Annotated in this window: 17 protein-coding genes; 11 read left to right on the forward strand and 6 right to left on the reverse strand. The window is 54.1% G+C overall.

Annotated elements, in window-relative coordinates:
* Positions 1 to 31 precede the first annotated feature (31 nt).
* The 4 genes from OU789_RS14210 to OU789_RS14225 all read left to right on the forward strand — a co-directional run bounded on the left by OU789_RS14210 (position 32) and on the right by OU789_RS14225 (position 6,259).
* Complete coding sequence (locus OU789_RS14210; RefSeq protein ID WP_274656275.1) at positions 32 to 1,360, forward strand: amidase; 1,329 nt, start codon at positions 32 to 34, stop codon at positions 1,358 to 1,360.
* Positions 1,361 to 1,488: 128 nt separating this feature from the next.
* The gene (locus OU789_RS14215) at positions 1,489 to 2,664 is read left to right on the forward strand and encodes an aminotransferase class I/II-fold pyridoxal phosphate-dependent enzyme (protein WP_274656277.1); all 1,176 of its coding nucleotides are present in this window, start codon (positions 1,489 to 1,491) and stop codon (positions 2,662 to 2,664) included.
* Between the two features lie 13 nt (positions 2,665 to 2,677).
* On the forward strand, positions 2,678 to 5,587 hold the full coding sequence (locus tag OU789_RS14220; protein ID WP_274656196.1) for a DNA translocase FtsK: 2,910 nt from the start codon (positions 2,678 to 2,680) through the stop codon (positions 5,585 to 5,587).
* 69 nt (positions 5,588 to 5,656) lie between these two features.
* Positions 5,657 to 6,259: a LolA family protein gene (locus OU789_RS14225; protein ID WP_274656197.1), complete on the forward strand. Its 603-nt coding sequence runs from the start codon at positions 5,657 to 5,659 to the stop codon at positions 6,257 to 6,259.
* Here the strand turns inward: OU789_RS14225 and OU789_RS14230 are convergent.
* Together OU789_RS14230 and OU789_RS14235 are read right to left on the reverse strand one after the other, a co-directional pair.
* Positions 6,256 to 6,840, reverse strand: coding sequence for a transglycosylase SLT domain-containing protein (locus tag OU789_RS14230; RefSeq protein WP_263954652.1), 585 nt, complete (start codon positions 6,838 to 6,840; stop codon positions 6,256 to 6,258). The two genes, OU789_RS14225 and OU789_RS14230, sit on opposite strands and share 4 nt — an antisense overlap.
* A gap of 74 nt (positions 6,841 to 6,914) precedes the next feature.
* The gene (locus tag OU789_RS14235) at positions 6,915 to 7,796 is read right to left on the reverse strand and encodes an AEC family transporter (protein ID WP_263954653.1); all 882 of its coding nucleotides are present in this window, start codon (positions 7,794 to 7,796) and stop codon (positions 6,915 to 6,917) included.
* 82 nt (positions 7,797 to 7,878) lie between these two features.
* On the opposite strand from OU789_RS14235, the gene hspQ reads away from it, so the two are divergent.
* Positions 7,879 to 8,205, forward strand: a complete 327-nt coding sequence (gene hspQ, locus OU789_RS14240; RefSeq protein WP_263954654.1) for a heat shock protein HspQ — start codon at positions 7,879 to 7,881, stop codon at positions 8,203 to 8,205.
* A gap of 6 nt (positions 8,206 to 8,211) precedes the next feature.
* Here the strand turns inward: hspQ and OU789_RS14245 are convergent, their stop codons facing one another.
* The 3 genes from OU789_RS14245 to OU789_RS14255 all read right to left on the reverse strand — a co-directional run bounded on the left by OU789_RS14245 (position 8,212) and on the right by OU789_RS14255 (position 10,691).
* Positions 8,212 to 9,792, reverse strand: a complete 1,581-nt coding sequence (locus tag OU789_RS14245) for a gamma-glutamyltransferase family protein (RefSeq protein WP_274656199.1) — start codon at positions 9,790 to 9,792, stop codon at positions 8,212 to 8,214.
* A 79-nt stretch (positions 9,793 to 9,871) separates the two neighbouring features.
* Positions 9,872 to 10,327, reverse strand: coding sequence for an ATP-binding protein (locus OU789_RS14250; protein WP_274656201.1), 456 nt, complete (start codon positions 10,325 to 10,327; stop codon positions 9,872 to 9,874).
* A 19-nt stretch (positions 10,328 to 10,346) separates the two neighbouring features.
* Entirely contained in the window at positions 10,347 to 10,691 is a 345-nt protein-coding gene (locus OU789_RS14255) for an STAS domain-containing protein (protein WP_274656203.1), read from the reverse strand.
* Between the two features lie 96 nt (positions 10,692 to 10,787).
* Here OU789_RS14255 and OU789_RS14260 point away from each other — a divergent pair, with 96 nt between their 5' ends.
* The 6 genes from OU789_RS14260 (at position 10,788) to OU789_RS14285 (ending at position 15,450) form a co-directional block, all read left to right on the forward strand.
* Entirely contained in the window at positions 10,788 to 11,966 is a 1,179-nt protein-coding gene (locus OU789_RS14260) for a thiolase family protein (protein ID WP_274656205.1), read from the forward strand.
* A complete protein-coding gene (locus OU789_RS14265) occupies positions 11,963 to 12,418 on the forward strand; it encodes a GAF domain-containing protein (RefSeq protein WP_274656206.1) in 456 nt (151 codons plus the stop codon). The genes OU789_RS14260 and OU789_RS14265 overlap by 4 nt, the downstream gene beginning before the upstream one ends.
* Positions 12,419 to 12,427: 9 nt before the next feature.
* A complete protein-coding gene (locus OU789_RS14270; RefSeq protein WP_274656208.1) occupies positions 12,428 to 12,811 on the forward strand; it encodes a GFA family protein in 384 nt (127 codons plus the stop codon).
* Positions 12,812 to 12,832: 21 nt separating this feature from the next.
* Positions 12,833 to 13,480 carry an RluA family pseudouridine synthase gene (locus OU789_RS14275; protein ID WP_274656209.1) on the forward strand — a complete coding sequence of 216 codons (648 nt, stop codon included), beginning with the start codon at positions 12,833 to 12,835 and terminating at the stop codon, positions 13,478 to 13,480.
* An 86-nt stretch (positions 13,481 to 13,566) separates the two neighbouring features.
* On the forward strand, positions 13,567 to 14,214 hold the full coding sequence (locus OU789_RS14280; RefSeq protein ID WP_263954663.1) for a peroxiredoxin: 648 nt from the start codon (positions 13,567 to 13,569) through the stop codon (positions 14,212 to 14,214).
* A gap of 18 nt (positions 14,215 to 14,232) precedes the next feature.
* Complete coding sequence (locus OU789_RS14285) at positions 14,233 to 15,450, forward strand: capsular polysaccharide export protein, LipB/KpsS family (RefSeq protein WP_274656211.1); 1,218 nt, start codon at positions 14,233 to 14,235, stop codon at positions 15,448 to 15,450.
* Between the two features lie 57 nt (positions 15,451 to 15,507).
* On the opposite strand, the gene pnp is transcribed toward OU789_RS14285, so the two are convergent.
* Positions 15,508 to 17,640, reverse strand: a complete 2,133-nt coding sequence (pnp, locus tag OU789_RS14290) for a polyribonucleotide nucleotidyltransferase (RefSeq protein ID WP_263954667.1) — start codon at positions 17,638 to 17,640, stop codon at positions 15,508 to 15,510.
* Positions 17,641 to 17,754 lie beyond the last annotated feature (114 nt).

Raw genomic sequence — 17,754 nt, forward strand, 5'->3', positions numbered from 1 at the left:
TAACGTCGGTGTGAAATTTCGTGAGGACGCAATGGATATTTTGAAGCAAACCGCAACGACACTCGGGCGTGAAATCGAAAGCGGCAAGCTTGATCCTGTTGACCTGTGCGAGGCGCACATCGAAGCGATTGAAGCCCACCCGAATACACCAAAGATTTTCACTGAAGTGACCAAAGCGCGCGCGAGGAGCGAAGCTCTTGCCACGCAAAAACGTGCCAAAACAGGCTCTAGAAAAGGGAATCTGGATGGTGTGCCCGTTAGCTGGAAAGATCTTTTCGATTCTGCTGGGGTCCAGACGGAAGCCGGCAGTGACCTATTGAAAGATCGTGTACCGGATTGCGATGCGGACGTGCTTTCTACGGCAAGCCTTGGCGGTTCAGTCTGTATCGGCAAAACCCATATGTCGGAATTGGCGTTTTCCGGGCTTGGGTACAATCCGGTGAAACAAACTCCGCCTTGTGTGAATGACGCCGAAGCGGTTCCGGGCGGAAGTTCATCCGGCGCCGCTGCTTCGGTTGCGTTCGGGTTGGCTCCGCTTGCGATCGGGTCTGATACCGGCGGATCGGTACGTATTCCCAGCGCTTGGAATGATCTTGTTGGGCTCAAAACAACGTCGGGGAGGGTGTCGCTGAAAGGCGTCGTTCCGCTTTGCGCAAAGTTCGACACCGTCGGCCCGCTTTGTCGATCTGTCGAGGATGCGGCCCACGCGCTTGCTTTATTGGAAGGTGGTAAAGCTGCGGATTTGTCGGGTGCCAGCCTTAAAGGTGCGCGCATCGGAGTGCTGCGAACTGTGGCCTTTGACATGATCGAGGATGAGCCGCAAAACGGGTTCGAACAGTCTCTATCCCGCCTAAAAGCTGCGAGCGCGGAGGTTTCGGATATTGTGTTCAAACCCCTTGTTGAGTTGCTGACCTATTCGCCGATTCTCTTCGCGTCTGAAGCTTATGGCACGTGGAAGTCGGTCATCGAAAAGGCGCCGGAAAAGATGTTCCCAGAGATTCTGGAGCGGTTTCGTGGAGGCGCGGATTTTACTGCGGCGGACTATGTGGCCGCTTGGTTAGAGGTGGACCGAATCCGTGCGGAGTGGTGTGCGATTGCGGCGGGATATGACGCCATTGTTTTGCCAACCGCGCCGATCCTACCACCGAACCTCAAGCGGCTAAAAACGGATCATAGTTATTACGTCAAGATGAACTTGCTCGCCCTGCGAAATACACGCATTGGCAACCTACTTGGGCTTTGCGCGCTAACCTTACCGACAGGCGTTCCATCGACGGGTATTTCGCTCATGGGCCAACCTATGCAGGAAGAAAGGCTCCTGCGGATTGGGCGCGCTGCGGAGATTGCGATCCAAGGTTAGGCTGGCGCAAAAGCCACAACGTTCGGGATTAGCATAGAAAAATCGCCGCGATTTCTGGACCAAAACCCTCCCTGCGCGTAGTCTTGGCGGATAACGGGGCGATAATGATCCCGAACACTGAGGCAGATATGGTTTTTCCGGAGCGGTTTTCACAACTGCCAGAATACGCGTTTCCGCGCCTGCGGAGCCTGTTGGACGTTCACGCGCCCGGCGGAGACAGTATCGCTATGACTATCGGCGAGCCTCAGCACCCGTTCCCCGAATTTGTAAGCGAGATCATCGCCGAAACGACCAAAGAATTTGGCCGCTACCCACCGAATGACGGTGCGCCCGAACTTCTGGCCGCAATTCAAAACTGGATCGCGAACAGGTTCACTGTTTCGCTTGAGCCAGAGCAAATCATGGCGCTTAACGGTACCCGAGAGGGGCTTTACAACGCTGCAATGGCGCTTTGTCCTGAAGCGAAGAACGGCAAGCCAGTGGTGCTTATTCCAAACCCGTTTTACCAAGTTTACGCCGTTGCCGCCGCGGCCGTTGGCGCAGAGCCGGTTTTTGTTCCTGCGACGGCTGAAACTGGATTTTTGCCGGATTATCGCAGCATTCCGAAAGAAGTTCTGAACCGTGCCGCAATTGCTTACATCTGTTCGCCAACCAATCCGCAGGGCGCCGTTGCCTCGGCGGAGTACTGGCGCGATCTGTTGGACTTGGCCGAAACCTATGATTTCCAGATTTTCGCGGATGAGTGCTATTCCGAGATTTACCGTGATGCGCCGCCTGTAGGCGGGCTGGAGATGGCGCAATCAACCGACGCAGACCCAGAGCGTGTCGTGGTCTTTCATTCGCTTTCCAAGCGATCGAATTTGCCTGGCCTTCGTTCGGGATTTGTTGCGGGGGGAAAGCAATCAATTGCCCGAATTCGCCGGCTTAGAGCCTATTCCGGCGCGCCGCTTCCGCTTCCGATTCAACGCGCCTCAACGCGCGTTTGGCAAGACGAAGCGCATGTTGAGCACAACCGTGCGCTCTATGCCGAGAAGTTCGAGATTGCGGATGCTTTATTCAAAAATGTCGCGGGGTATAAATCGCCCGAGGCTGGTTTTTTCCTATGGCTTCCCGTGGATGACGGTGAGGCCGCTGCATTGAAACTATGGCGTGAAACCGGAGTTCGTGTACTTCCGGGCGCGTATTTGAGCCGAACAATAAATGGCACCAATCCGGGCGAAGGCTACATTCGTGTGGCCCTTGTTGCCCCAAAAGAAGAGACAGAAGCAGGTTTAATCAAACTGCGCGACTGCCTCTATAATTAAGGACGGGTAGAGTATGGCGTATCAAACGAGACAGCGTGATCCACTTCTGGATTCAAATGTTCAGGCAGCTATCGAGAAACGCGGCAAGGAACTCCTTGGGGTCGCGCTCATCCTCGGTGGTGTGTTGTTTTCGATGCTCCTCTATACGTTTTCACCCAGCGATCCGAGTTGGTTCTCTGCCAATGGCGGCCCGATTGACAACTGGCTTGGCCGTTTTGGTGCGACGGTTGCCAGTATCTTTATTTCGGTCGTAGGAGCGGCGAGCTGGGCTGTTCCTGTTGCGTTGTTCGCGTGGGGGCTGCGTTTTGTGACTCATACGGGCGCGGAACGTGCGGTTTATCGTGCAATTTTCCTGCCGATTGCGGTTGTGATTTGTGCGGTCCATGGCGCGACATACCCTGCGCCAGAGGCTTGGGGCCATATTTCGTCCTATGGCGGTGCCTTTGGTGAGATGATCACTGGCGGTCTGCTTGCTGCGCAACCCGGTGCTACAACAACGACTCTCAAGGTTCTCTCGGCTATTTCTGGATTGCTTAGCGTTGTTGCGCTTCTGTTTGTCTGTGGATGTACCCGCTTGGAGGTAAAACGCTTCGGTCGTTTCATGCTCGTTGGGTTGATCATGGGCTACGCGCGGCTCGTTTCCGCGATGTCGCGTGGCGTAAGCGGCGCTGCGGAAAAAGCTCGTCAGGCAAAAGAGAACCGTGCGCAGCGTAAAGACGCGATGGCGGCTGAGGCCACTTATGATGCCGCATCTGCTTACTATGGTGAGGATGCTGTTCTTGAAACAAGTGAGCCCCCCGTAACGCATCGTGCGCAGGTCATGCGCGCAGAGCCGGTTGCTCCGGCCCCCATGACACCGCACATGCCTGTGGCAGAACCAGAGCCAGCTGCTGAACCCGCGGCAAAAACAGGGCTATTCGCTCGCGTGCCGCTCTTGAAAAAAATGGCGCCCGAAGCCAATCCCACCCCCGAGGCCGCGACTGAACACCAAGTTGAAATGGATCAGGATGAGCGCATCAAAGCGCGCATAACGGATGTTATTAAGTCGCGCGTTCGCGCCGCTCCGCAGCCTGCGCATCGCCATGAACCAACACTGTTGCGCCCAAAGGGGCCTGAGCCTTTAGTGTTGAACACAAATCCGCAGATTGCAGACCAACAGATGGCAGAACAAATGGTTCCGCAGGAAGAAATCTATCAACCTGCGCCACCCGCACCTGAAGCTGCGCCGCTGCAGCAGGAGACTTATGTTCAGGAGCCAACTGTTGAGGCTGCTCCGCAACAGCCTGCACCAACAATTCCAGCGGCGCCTTTGACCAAACCAGTTGTCCAACACAATACGCGCAAGCCAATTCAACCTTCGCGTCAAGCAAAAGCAGAGGCCCAACCGGCGTTGCAATTTGACGAGAACCAAGCCGAATTTGAGCTACCACCGCTTTCGTTGCTGGCAAGCCCAAGCTCGATCCAACGTCATGTGCTATCTGATGAAGCGTTGGAAGAAAACGCGCGGATGCTTGAAAATGTTCTGGATGACTACGGTGTGAAAGGCGAGATTATCGCCGTGCGCCCCGGTCCAGTTGTGACGATGTATGAACTTGAGCCCGCACCGGGCCTTAAGGCGAGCCGCGTGATTGGCCTTGCTGATGATATTGCCCGCTCCATGTCGGCGCTTTCCGCGCGTGTTTCAACAGTTCCGGGCCGCTCGGTTATTGGTATCGAACTGCCGAATGAAAATCGCGAGATGGTTGTTCTGCGCGAAATCCTTTCGGCGCGTGACTTTGGCGATAGCAACATGAAGCTGCCCTTGGCGTTGGGTAAGGATATCGGAGGTGAGCCGATTGTTGCGAACCTCGCCAAGATGCCTCACCTGCTTATTGCGGGTACAACGGGTTCCGGTAAATCCGTGGCGATCAACACTATGATCCTCAGCTTGCTTTATAAGCTGACGCCAGAGGAATGCCGCCTGATCATGATCGACCCGAAGATGCTCGAACTCAGCGTTTATGACGGTATTCCACATCTGCTTTCGCCAGTTGTGACCGACCCGAAAAAGGCGGTTGTTGCCCTGAAGTGGGTAGTAGGTGAAATGGAAGAGCGTTACCGCAAGATGTCTAAGATGGGCGTGCGGAACATTGATGGGTACAACGGCCGCGTTCGCGATGCCTTGGCCAAGAACGAAATGTTTAGCCGAACCGTTCAAACCGGCTTTGACGATGAAACCGGCGATCCGGTGTTCGAGACAGAAGAATTCGCGCCCGAAACCATGCCGTATATCGTGGTTGTTGTGGACGAGATGGCCGACCTGATGATGGTTGCGGGCAAAGAAATCGAGGCTTGCATCCAGCGTCTTGCACAGATGGCGCGGGCCTCGGGTATCCACCTGATTATGGCCACGCAGCGCCCTTCGGTGGATGTTATTACCGGTACGATCAAGGCCAACTTCCCGACTCGTATCTCGTTCCAAGTGACCAGCAAGATCGACAGCCGCACCATCCTTGGTGAAATGGGCGCGGAACAGCTCTTGGGCATGGGCGACATGCTCTATATGGCCGGCGGCAGCAAGATCACCCGTATCCACGGGCCGTTCTGTTCAGACGAGGAAGTTGAAGAGATCGTCAATCACCTCAAAGCTTATGGTACACCTGAGTATATGAGCGGGATCGTCGAAGGGCCGGACGAGGACAAATCCAACGATATCGATCTTGTGCTTGGCCTTGGCGGGAATACCAACGGCGAAGACGCGCTTTACGATCAAGCGGTTGCGATTGTTCTGAAAGACCGCAAATGTTCTACCTCCTATATCCAGCGCAAGCTCTCTATTGGCTATAACAAAGCCGCGAGACTTGTTGAGCAGATGGAAGAGGAGAACCTTGTTTCCGCTGCTAACCATGTGGGTAAGCGCGAAATATTGGTGCCGGAACAGTAAGATCGGCGGATCATTGCTTTGTGAACTCTGGTGGCTGGAAACCTGCCAGAGATTCACTAAGTTATTGGTATGAAAATGTTTCGATACCTATTGGCTCCGATTCTCGCAGTTGGCATGGCGTTGCCTGCGGCTGCCGAGAAAATTCCGCTGGATGTGCTGTCTAATTATATCAACAGCCTCAAGACGGCGACGACCACCTTCAAGCAGATCAACGGGGACGGTACCGTTTCCACGGGCACGCTCTACATGCACCGCCCCGGCCGTGCGCGATTTGAGTATGCCGAACCAGATGACACGCTTGTCGTCGCGGGCGGCAGTCAGGTGGCGATATTTGATGGGAAGTCCAACACAGGGCCGGAGCAATATCCGCTTAAGCGCACGCCGCTAAGCTTGATCCTTGCGCGGAATGTGAACCTTAAGAACGCAAAGATGCTTGTCGCGCATCAGGCCTTCGGACAAGACACCGTTGTGCGCGCTCAGGATCCAGAACACCCTGAGTACGGGAGTATTGATCTTATTTTCTCAGACAATCCCGTGCGTCTTAAAGAGTGGATCATAAACGATAGCGGTGGCGGCTCGACGCGTGTTATGCTGAATGATCTGCAAACAGGCGTTTCCTTGCGGGCCGGCCTGTTTAACATCACAAAAGCCATCGACGATCGTAACCGCTAGATTTTGCCACACCGCAAAAGCTGGTTGCGATACATATCAGCGCGATCGCCAACCGCATCAGCCACGCGGATCAGCCAAGGCTTGCTGAGATAGCTTTGGCGCGCATAACCTGCGCGACCCTCGTGATAGGCGAGGTATTGGTTGCGCGCATCCGCGATTGAAATGCCGAGCGTGCGCGTTGTTTCATCCATGTACCAACCCATGAAATCAACAGCGTCCTGAAAATCATCGCGCTTGGCGCCGCGGCCGCCGTGGGAGTCGCGGTACTCATCCCAAGTTCCATCAAGGGCTTGGCTGTAGCCATAGGCCGAACTTGCGCGGCCCATGGGGATAACACCCAAGGCATACCGAAGCGGCGTTCGCGCGTTCCCGATAAATTTGCTCTCCTGATACAGGATCGCCATTTGCACATGCACCGGAACACGCCACTTGCGTTGCGCTTTTTTCATATCGCGAAGATAACGCGGCCGTTCATCAAGAATTGCACATGCGTCGTTAAGGTTACGCGGCGCGGAGTTATACCCGCCACCGCAAGCTGCCAGTAGGATCAATAATGCCGTTGCGCGGAAAATTCTGCTCATTTGCCCATCGCTCTAAAATTTTTTCTTTAAGGTACAGGAAAATCTGAGCGGGTTAAATGAAAAACCCGTGTGCCTTAGATCAGAAAAAAGAGAGCGAGCGGAAAAATTGCAACCGAAAGCAGCGTTGAAGCAACCACCAAACCGGCCACGGCATCGGAGTCAGCGCCATATTTTTCGGCCAACATGTAAGAGGTCACGGCAACGGGTGTGCCGACCTGAAGCACCAACACAGCATAAGCCACTGGCGGCAGATTAAACCAACGTCCGACAACTGCGGCGATACCGATGCATATTGCGGCCTTTAGAAGTGATAGCCAGACCGCCTGTGCCATTCGGCCAGGTTGAAGCCGCGCAACGGCCACCCCAAGTGTCAGCAGCATGAGCGGAATTGCCATTTGGCCAACCAGATTGAGCGAATTGCCCAAAAACGTAGGGACATCCCAGTCTTGCCACATAAACAAAGCGCCAAGCAGGGTCGCGGCAACCATAGGTTCTTTGAGCACGCGCATGATGGAGCCCCCACCAGACACAACCCAAACCCCATAGGTAAAACTCCAGATTGCCATCGCGGCAAAAACAACAATCGCAAATCCAAGGCCCTCGCTTCCGAAAGCAAACAAGGCAAGCGGCAGGCCAACATTTCCCGTATTTCCGAAAATCAAAGGGGGCAGGAAGCTTCGCGTTTCTAGCTTTAGAAGCTTAACAATTACGAAAAATGCAATGGTAATCGCGCCGTAAGCTACTGCGGAAGCGAGCAAAATTTGGGTAAGTGCATTGGGGTCAATCTCTGTTTCAACTAGAGAAATGAAGATCAGACAGGGGACGCCCAAAGTCATCGACAGTTTGGTTACAAACGCCAGCCGATACTCAAAACCGAGCTTAACCCAAGCAAACCCAATACAGCCGAGAATGAAAACCGGCGCGACAATCTCAAGTACTGTTAAAACTATGTCCACAGTCTGTTTCCACCAAAATTCGTCTCAAACATGGACATTTCCCACTTGGAATGAGTAGTAAACAAGTAGGAGCTTGGAACCAATGCTAAAAACGCGAGCGAAATACTATCTTGGCCAAGTGGTGCGCCACCGCAAACACCCCTTTCGTGGGGTGGTCTTTGACGTGGATCCAACATTCTCCAATACAGATGAGTGGTATGAGGCCATTCCCGAAGACGCTCGGCCGGACAAAGACCAGCCGTTTTATCATCTGTTGGCCGAAAATGACCAAAGCTATTACGTCGCCTATGTCAGCGAACAGAATCTGATTGCTGATTATACTGGGGGTCCTGTGAGCCACCCTGATCTGGGTGATTTGTTTGGTCCTTTCGAGGATGGCTCATATCCGTTGCAGTTCCAGCTAAACTAGAGCTGCCTAGTAGCCGAGCGCACAGCCGTCTTTGCGGTGATCAGATGCGCCAATCAAAACGCCATTGTCCCAATCAATTTCGATTGCCTGCGCTCCGCCAATTGGTGTTTCCGGGACGACGATGTTGTGACCAAGGTCCGCGAGTTCCTGTCGTACCTTTTCGCTATAACCACGCTCGATATTGAGCGCAGTCCCATCGGCAAAGCATCGCGGGGCATCGCTTGCACTTTGGGGGTCGAGGCCGAAATCAATGATATTGCTCATGAAGCGCGCATGTCCGTTCGGCTGGTACGCGCCACCCATGACACCAAAGGGCATAATGACCTTACTGTTTTTGCGAAGCATCGCGGGAATGATTGTATGCATCGGACGCTTCCCGCCACCAGCTTCGTTTGCATGCCCTTGCTCAAGCGTGAAACCCGCGCCGCGGTTCTGGAACAGAATGCCGAACTTGTCCGACGCGTGGCCAGAACCAAAGCTATGGAAGATCGAATAAATCAGCGAAACTGCCATGCGATCTTTGTCGACGACGGTTATGTAGATCGTGTCTTTGTGGACAGCCTCAGAAATCGGTGCTGCTGATGGCATCGCTTTGGCGGGATCAATTAGCTCGGCGAGCGCCTTCGCTGTATCTTGCGACAGCATATGCTCAAGTTTTGTCATGTGGTTTGCGTCGGCGAGGAAGCGATTGCGCGCGTCATATGCCAGCTTCGCCGCCTCCGCTTCGATATGTGCCCGCTGAGCACCGAAGGGTTCCATCGACGCAATGTCAAAATGACTTAGAATATTGTTCATCAAAATCGCAGTTGCACCTTGCCCGTTCGGTGGGTGCTCTACAAGGTCGATCCCTTTGTAGGCGCCCGAAATCGGCTTTGTGTATTCGCAAGCCGTTGTGGCAAAATCATCCAACGTATGACATCCGCCAAGCGCATTGAGCGAGGCGACCATATCCTCTGCCACTTCGCCTTCATAAAACCCTTCACGACCATCAAGAGCGATACGGCGCAGGACTTCGGCCTGTTGCGGTGCGCGGAAAATCTGGCCCGTTGTCGGCGCTTGGCCGTTGAACAGGTAATGCTCGCGCGCGGCACCCTTGAGAGAATCCGCTGCAATGGCCCAGTCTTTTTGTACGCGGGGCGCAACCGGGACACCCCGTTCGGCGTAGTGAATCGCCGGCGCAAGCGAAGCGGCGATACCTGCGCGGCCCCAATCTTTGGACAGCTTGCAGAATGCATCAATTGCGCCCGGAACGGTTATGGATTCAACGCCTTGAAGCGGGATGGTGTCGTGACCCCGAGCACGGATTTCATTTGCATCCAGCGCTGCAGGGGCTTTTCCAGAACCATTAAGTGCAATTACCTCATCGGAGTCAGCAGGCTTCAGGAGTACAAAGCAATCGCCACCGATGCCTGTCATCTGCGGTTCGCAAATTCCCAAAACAACCGCGCCTGCAATTGCAGCATCAACAGCATTTCCGCCCGACTCCAGGATTTGAATGGCTATCTTGGAAGCCAGCGGATGCGATGTTGCACACATGCCGTTCTCGGCAATTACAGGGGATCGACCGGGAAAATGAAAATCGCGCATTTGAGGCTCCTGATTATTTGTCGGAACCGTATAAGAGCGCTTAAGGGAAGCCAATAACATGGCTACGAAATTATATAAGCTAGGCTTGATCCAGCCCCATTTGGAACGCGAGTTTGTTGCGTCCTGAAGTGCGCTGGTAGGTGATGGAGTCAGAGAGTTCGCGGATCATCATCCAACCCCATCCGCCTTCTGGGAGGCGTTCAATGCCGACGTTAAGCTCTTTTTGTTTCGGAACCGGTAGCGAAAGGTTTGGCATCGCTTTGCCGATATCTGAAATTTCGCAATTGAGTGAGTTGTTCCAGATCGTGATGCTTAGGGTGATCGAGCCGGTGTCGCTGCCCTCATACGCATGCTCAACAATGTTATTCAGTACTTCCGCTAGCGCCAGCTCGAATACACCACAATCTTTCTCCCGAACGCCTTTTTTCTGAAGGCAGGACATGACCTCGGAAAGAGCATGGCGCACCATTAGTGGCGAACTTTGAAAGGACAGGCCGAACCTATACGGCTCTTTGGCGGGGGGGCGATCTGACATCTGGGTTTTCGATCTACTGTTAAGCTGTACCTTCAGACGCGGCGAGCGCATCCAAAGCGGAATTGTGAATGCGAAAAACAGTATCCATGCGCGTGAGCGAGAAAACTTTGGCAACGTTTGCTGTTAGCCCTGCAACTTCAAGTTTTCGCTCAGGGCCAAGAAACTTCATGACGCCAACAACCGCGCCCAGTCCACTTGAATCAAGAAATGTGACGCGCGACAGATCAAGCACCACCCGCGCGCTTTTGGTTGATGCGATCTGGCGCATGGTTTCCTTGAATTGAACCGTCACAGCGGAATCAATCCGCGACGCCTCCACCGTTGCGAGCAATGTGTCATTGACGAGTTTGGACGTAATTTCCATTTTATCACTCCTGACTTCAATGCGATTAGCCTAGACGCCAATCGTTACCATTCGGTATGCATTGGGCGAGAGCTTGGAGATAAAAGGGGAAACCTGATGAAAGATGTTGTCATTGTTGGCGCCGCGCGGACACCTATGGCCGGTTTGCAAGGCGATTTTGCGCATGTAACGGCGGCAGACCTTGGTGGAGCGGCGATCGCGGCTGCTCTGGAGGGCGCAAAAGTATCGGGTGATTCTGTTGATGAACTGCTGATGGGAAACGTGCTGGGCGCAGGGCAGGGGCAAGCGCCCGCGCGTCAGGCTGGCTTCTCGGCTGGGCTTGATAAATCAGTACCGGCAACCACGCTGAACAAGATGTGCGGCTCGGGTATGAAAACCACGATGGTTGGTTTTGATCAGGTCGCGCTCGGCAATGCCGATGTTGTGGTGACCGGCGGCATGGAGAGCATGACGCTCGCGCCTTACCTTTTGCCGAAAATGCGTAGTGGCGCGCGGATTGGGCACGGGCAGGTTGTTGACTCCATGTTCCTTGACGGGCTTGAGGATGCCTATGACAAGGGCCGCCTGATGGGGACATTTGCAGAGGACTGTGCGGAGAAATACCAGTTTACCCGCGAGGCGCAGGATGCCTATGCGCTCACCTCGCTTTCACGCGCAGTGGCTGCTCAGGAAAGCGGCGCGTTTTCGGATGAGATCGCACCAGTAACCGTCAAATCGCGGCGCGGCGAAAGCGTTGTGGGCGTTGACGAACAGCCTGGCAAGGCGCGCCCCGAGAAAATCCCGACTTTACGCCCTGCGTTTCGGGAGAACGGCACCGTAACGGCGGCAAATTCTTCGTCAATTTCAGATGGCGCTGCAGCACTTGTGCTTACGACAGCGGAGAATGCAGAGGCGCAGGATATGCCAGTTCGCGCGCGCATCCTTGGCCATGCGAGCCACGGTCAAGACCCTGCGTGGTTTACAACCGCGCCTGTCCCTGCAGCACAAAAACTGCTGGATCGGTTGGGGTGGAGCGTGGACGACGTGGACCTTTGGGAGGTGAACGAAGCTTTCGCCGTTGTGCCTATGGCGTTTATGGCCGAAATGGGCGTGCCGCATGACAAGGTGAACGTGAACGGCGGAGCCTGTGCGCTGGGTCATCCGATTGGAGCCTCGGGAGCGCGGATCATTGTAACGCTTCTCAATGCGCTGGAGATACGCGGTCTGAAACGCGGAGTTGCGGCTATCTGTATCGGCGGCGGCGAAGGCACAGCAATTGCGATCGAACGCCCATGACCGCCGACTACACAATGCTTGCAAAAACCATTGCGAGCCTAACAGAGGGCGAGACTGACGAAGTCTCGCTCATGGCGACGGTTGCTTGTGAGCTTCACCATGCAGACGGTCGTTTCGACTGGACGGGATTCTATCGGAATGTCGGGAATGACACGCTCAAGATTGGCCCTTATCAGGGTGGGCACGGGTGCCTGACGATCCCGTTTTCCAAGGGCGTTTGCGGCGCGGCGGCACGCACGCGTGAAGTTCAACTTGTACCAGATGTTGATGCCTTCCCCGGCCATATCGCATGTGCCAGCAGCACCAAATCAGAGCTTGTTTTGCCTGTTATTAGCAAAGGAGATAGGCTGATAGGTGTGCTTGACATCGATAGCGATCAACCGAATGCTTTTACCGAGACTGATGCAAAAGAAATTGCCGAAATTACCGCGGCGGTATTTGCTTTGGTTTAGGAGGTTGTAATGCATAAAGGCAGCTGTCTTTGCGGTGATGTTCAGTATGAAATCAAGCACGACCTAGAAGCCCCAGTGGCATGTCATTGCTCCCAGTGCCGAAAAACATCCGGTCATTTCTGGGCAGCGGTACATGCAACGAAATCTGATTTTGTGCTAACCGAAGATAGCGGCCTGAAGTGGTACGACTCCTCAAGCTGGGCGCGCCGCGGTTTCTGCGGCACATGCGGGAGCAGCCTTTTCTATGACATGAAGGGTGAGGATTTTCTATCCGTGGCGGCGGGCACACTTGATAGCGATTTCGACGTGAAAATCGGGAAGCATATTTTCTGCGCCGATAAAGGAAAAAACTACGAAATAAATGACGATGTAACTCAACTGGATCAATACTGATTTTGCCGTTATGACCGCTGGATGAGCGACACATACAATCCACCCCAAGATCCGTTAGATGTGCTTCATCTTGACCATCATTTGCTGGTGGTGAACAAGCCGTCGGGCCTGCTGTCTGTGCCAGGCAAGGGTGAACATCTCGCTGATTGTTTGATTGCACGGGTACAAGCGGCCTTCCCTGATGCGCTGTTGATTCATCGGCTTGATAGAGACACGTCCGGTGTAATGGTTTTTGCGCTGACTCCACATGCCCAACGTCATATCGGCCTTCAGTTTGAGAAACGCCAAACCAAGAAAACCTATGTCGCGCGTGTTTTCGGGCGGATAGCGGAAAAAACCGGTACCGTGGATTTGCCGCTCATCGTGGATTGGCCCAACCGCCCGCTTCAGCACGTAAATTTCGAAACAGGCAAAGAAGCTATTACCGATTGGCGCGTTGTGAAATACGAGGAAAATGCAACGCGGGTGCGGCTTTTCCCGAAAACGGGCCGGAGCCACCAGTTGCGTGTACATATGCGAGAGATCGGACACCCAATTCTTGGCGATCCGTTCTATGCAACAGGCGCGGCGCTGAATGCGCCACGGCTTATGCTGCATGCAGAGGAGCTTCGACTTCGGCATCCAGAAGGGGGCGCAGGCCAGCGTTTCCGTGCACCCGCACCATTTTAAGCCAGCCAAAACAAGTCATTTGCCCCGTGGCAATCCTATCCTCAGGGCCTATATATGGCTTAGGAATTATAACAAAGGAGGCCGAAATGGGCTTGCGCATTAACGACACAGTTCCCGATTTCAAAGCACAAACAAGCGAAGGCGAAATCTCGTTCCATGACTGGATCGGAGATAGCTACGCAATTCTCTTTAGCCACCCAAAAGATTTCACTCCCGTTTGCACCACAGAGTTTGGCGCTGTTGCACAGCTTGCCGACGAATGGGACAAGCGCAACACCAAGGTGATCGGCGTTTCGGTTGACGGTGTTGAGGACCACATCAAGTGGAAAGACGACATCGAAAAGTTCGCTGGAACCAAAGCAGGGTTCCCGATCATTGCCGACGAAGGTTTGGCTGTATCCAAAGCATTCGACATGCTCCCAGCGGACGCTTACCTTCCTGATGGCCGCACCCCTGCCGATAGCCAAACAGTGCGTTCGGTGTTCATTATTTCCCCAGAAAAGAAGCTCCTGCTTTCGATGACGTATCCTATGAACGTTGGACGGAACTTCGGTGAAATTCTCCGCGCTCTGGACGCGCTGCAAACGGCTGCTGGCCATGGCGTTGCGCTTCCTGCGAACTGGACACCTGGTCAGGATGTAGTGATCCCCGTTGCTGTTGATGACGAGGCGGCGAAAGCGAAATTCGGTGATTTCGAGACGCATTTCCCCTATCTTCGCATGACCAAACTCTAAACAACTTCGGAGCCACGCATGAAAACCGCGCCAAGATCATCCAAATCGGATGACCGCAAGGATCGGATAAGTGTGGCTCCGGATGCCACTGGTATTCACGGCATGACGGTTCATTGGTCCCGCAAGGAGCGGATCAATGAAATCTATCGCGGGATATTCAGCACCTACGATAAATTCCACAGTTTCAACGATGTATTGATCTGGCCCTTCGGCCCGAGGCCCGATCCGAACCTGATTGCGCTTGCAGGGTCGTCCGGTAACAAACAGTTTCAATCGAAGTTTGGAATATGGTCGAAGGCCGTGTTTCTGTCTTGGCAGTATAAATGGTGCTGGCGTTACCTTGATGACAAAACCGATTGTTTGCTTGTCGTATGGAATGGCATCAAAGGGCATAGACGCGTTCTGGCGGATGCCGCGATCAAACGTGGCGTGCCTGTTGTCTATTTCGAAGAGGCGCCGCTGCCGGAACGAATTACGGTTGATTTCCAAGGTGTGAACTATGGGTCGAGCCTGCCACGCGATCTCGCGTTTTATCGCGCTTGGGCAGAGCAGGAGAGCATCGACCTCACGGCATGGCGGGAACTCGGCGCATCCCTCATTCCGCGCGCGGCCGCGACGCGAGAAGACGTGTTGCAGCAAGACGCTTCGGAGGACCTAGGTAAAGAGAATTTCATTTTCTGTCCGCTTCAGGTTCCAGGTGACAGCCAGATCACAATCTATGGCGACTGGATTTCTTCGGTAGAGCAAATGATCGACGAGCTTGCAGAGGCATCCAAAGCCCTTCCTGATGGGTGGCACTTGCGGATCAAGGAGCATCCGACCGCAAAAGTTTCATTCGGCGAAAAATTGGCTGGTCTCACGTCCGACAAGTTTCGTGTAGATAACAGTACAAACACGTTCGAGCAGGTCGCGGCCTCTCGTGCCGTGCTGAACATTAATTCCTCGGTTGGGCTTCAAGGGTTCTTCTTTGACAAACCGGCGATTGTACTTGGTCATGCGTTCTATGGCATCGATGGCATCGCGACCAAAGCCAGCAGCCAATCCGAGCTCGCAGAGTTACTCTCCGCACCGGAAGATCTGTCGTTCGATCCAGAAAAGCGCGATCTGTTTATGTCTTATCTCGCGGCGGAGTATTACCCCTTGGAAGAAGACGCCAAAGCAGGACGCTACACGATCGCCGACGCCATCGCGCGCGATCAGAAGCGAGACGCGATCATGGCGCAGATTACAAGCTAAACGCAAAAGGCCCCAGCGGTTTGCTGAGGCCTTTCGTTTTTCAAGCGAGAATGAGGATTAACCCTCTTTCTTCTCTTCTTTGATTTCTTCACCAGTTTCCTGATCGACAACTTTCATCGACAGGCGAACTTTGCCGCGATCGTCAAAGCCGAGCAGTTTAACCTTCACGTCCTGACCTTCTTTGAGGACATCGGACGGGTGGTTCAAACGGCGGTTTTCGATTTGCGAAACGTGCACAAGGCCGTCGCGCTTACCGAAGAAGTTCACGAAGGCACCGAAATCAACGATCTTAACAACTTTACCGTTGTAGATCGCGCCAGCTTCTGGCTCTGCCACGATCGAGTGGATCATGTCATAGGCCTTCTGGATGGCTTCGGCGTTTGCAGAGGCGATCTTGATGATGCCGTCGTCGTTGATGTCGACCTTGGCACCCGAAGTTTCAACGATCTCGCGGATAACCTTACCGCCAGAACCGATCACTTCACGGATCTTGTCTGTTGGAACCTGCATGGTTTCAATGCGCGGCGCGTGAGCCGAGAAATCACCAGCTTCGGACAGGGCCTTGCTCATCTCACCGAGGATATGCACGCGGCCATCCTTGGCTTGGGCAAGAGCTTTTTCCATGATTTCCGGTGTAATGCCGGCAACCTTGATATCCATTTGCAGCGAGGTGATACCCTCTTCTGTACCTGCAACTTTGAAGTCCATGTCGCCGAGGTGATCTTCGTCGCCGAGGATGTCGGTGAGGATCGCATAGGAGCCGTCTTCTTCGAGGATCAGACCCATTGCAACACCCGCAACAGGCGCCTTAAGCGGAACGCCCGCGTCCATCATCGAGAGCGAGCCGCCACAGACGGAAGCCATCGAAGAGGAACCGTTGGATTCGGTGATCTCGGATACAACGCGAACTGTGTACGGGAAATCAGTTGCTGCAGGCAGAACTGCCTGAAGCGCACGCCAAGCAAGCTTACCGTGGCCGATTTCACGACGGCCTGGAGGGCCAAAGCGGCCAACTTCACCAACGGAGTAAGGAGGGAAGTTGTAATGCAGCAGGAAGTTGCTGCGGTATGTGCCGGTCAGTGCGTCGATCATTTGCTCGTCGTCGCCTGTGCCGAGTGTGGTGATCACAAGGCCCTGTGTCTCGCCACGTGTAAACAGCGCGGAGCCGTGTGTACGAGGCAGGATACCGGTTTCGGAGACAATCGGGCGAACAGTTGTTGTGTCACGGCCATCAATACGCTTGCCGGTTTTAACTACGTCACCACGGAGGATGCCGGACTCAAGCTTCTTGAGCGCGGAACCGAGGTTCTCGTCCTCAAGCTGCTCTTCAGTCAGCGCAGCCTTGATAGCTTCGCGAGCCTCTGCAACGGCGCCTGTGCGCTCTTGCTTATCGGTGATCGCATAGGCCGCGCGCATCTTGTCTTCGCCAGCGGCTTTCACAGCTTCGTAAAGCTCCGAGTAATCGACCGGCTGGAAGTCAAACGGCTCTTTCGCACATTCTTCGGCCAATTCGATAATCAGGTCGATCACCGGCTGGATGGAGTCATGCGCAAACTTAACCGCGCCGAGCATCTCAGCTTCGGACAGTTCGTATGCTTCGGACTCAACCATCATCACGGCGTCTTTTGTACCGGCAACCACAAGGTCGAGGCGCTGATCTGGGTTATTGCGCAGATCGTGCATGTCATCGACAGATGGGTTCAGCGTGTATTCGCCATCAGTGAAACCAACGCGACACGCGCCGATTGGGCCCATGAACGGAGCACCAGAGATTGTGAGCGCAGCAGAAGCAGCGATCATCGCAACCATGTCTGGGTCATTCACAAGGTCGTGGCTCAGAACTGTACAGATCACCAGAACTTCGTTTTTGAAGCCAGGAACAAACAGCGGGCGGATCGGACGGTCGATCAGACGGCTTGTCAGCGTCTCTTTCTCGGTCGGACGCGCTTCGCGCTTGAAGAAGCCACCAGGAACTTTACCCGCAGCATAGTATTTTTCGTTGTAATGAACGGTCAGCGGAAAGAAATCCTGACCAGGCTTTTGCGACTTGGCAAAAGTAACGTTGGCCATAACGGAGGTTTCACCCAAAGTGGCGATAACCGAACCGTCTGCCTGACGAGCAACCTTGCCCGTTTCGAGTGTCAGCGTTTCGTCGCCCCACTCAATCGATTTTTTAGTTTCGTTAAACATATCGTTTCCTAATAGGGAGCAAGCCCGGCCCTCCGGGTCTCCCGTTTGCATGGCGGCCCCATTGCCGCCGATCCCTCTATCTTTATTTCGAGTGCCAGGATCCAAACACTACGT

Origin of the sequence: Halocynthiibacter sp. C4, from assembly GCF_028823805.1 — a bacterium.
Classification (GTDB): Bacteria; Pseudomonadota; Alphaproteobacteria; order Rhodobacterales; family Rhodobacteraceae; genus Falsihalocynthiibacter; species Falsihalocynthiibacter halioticoli.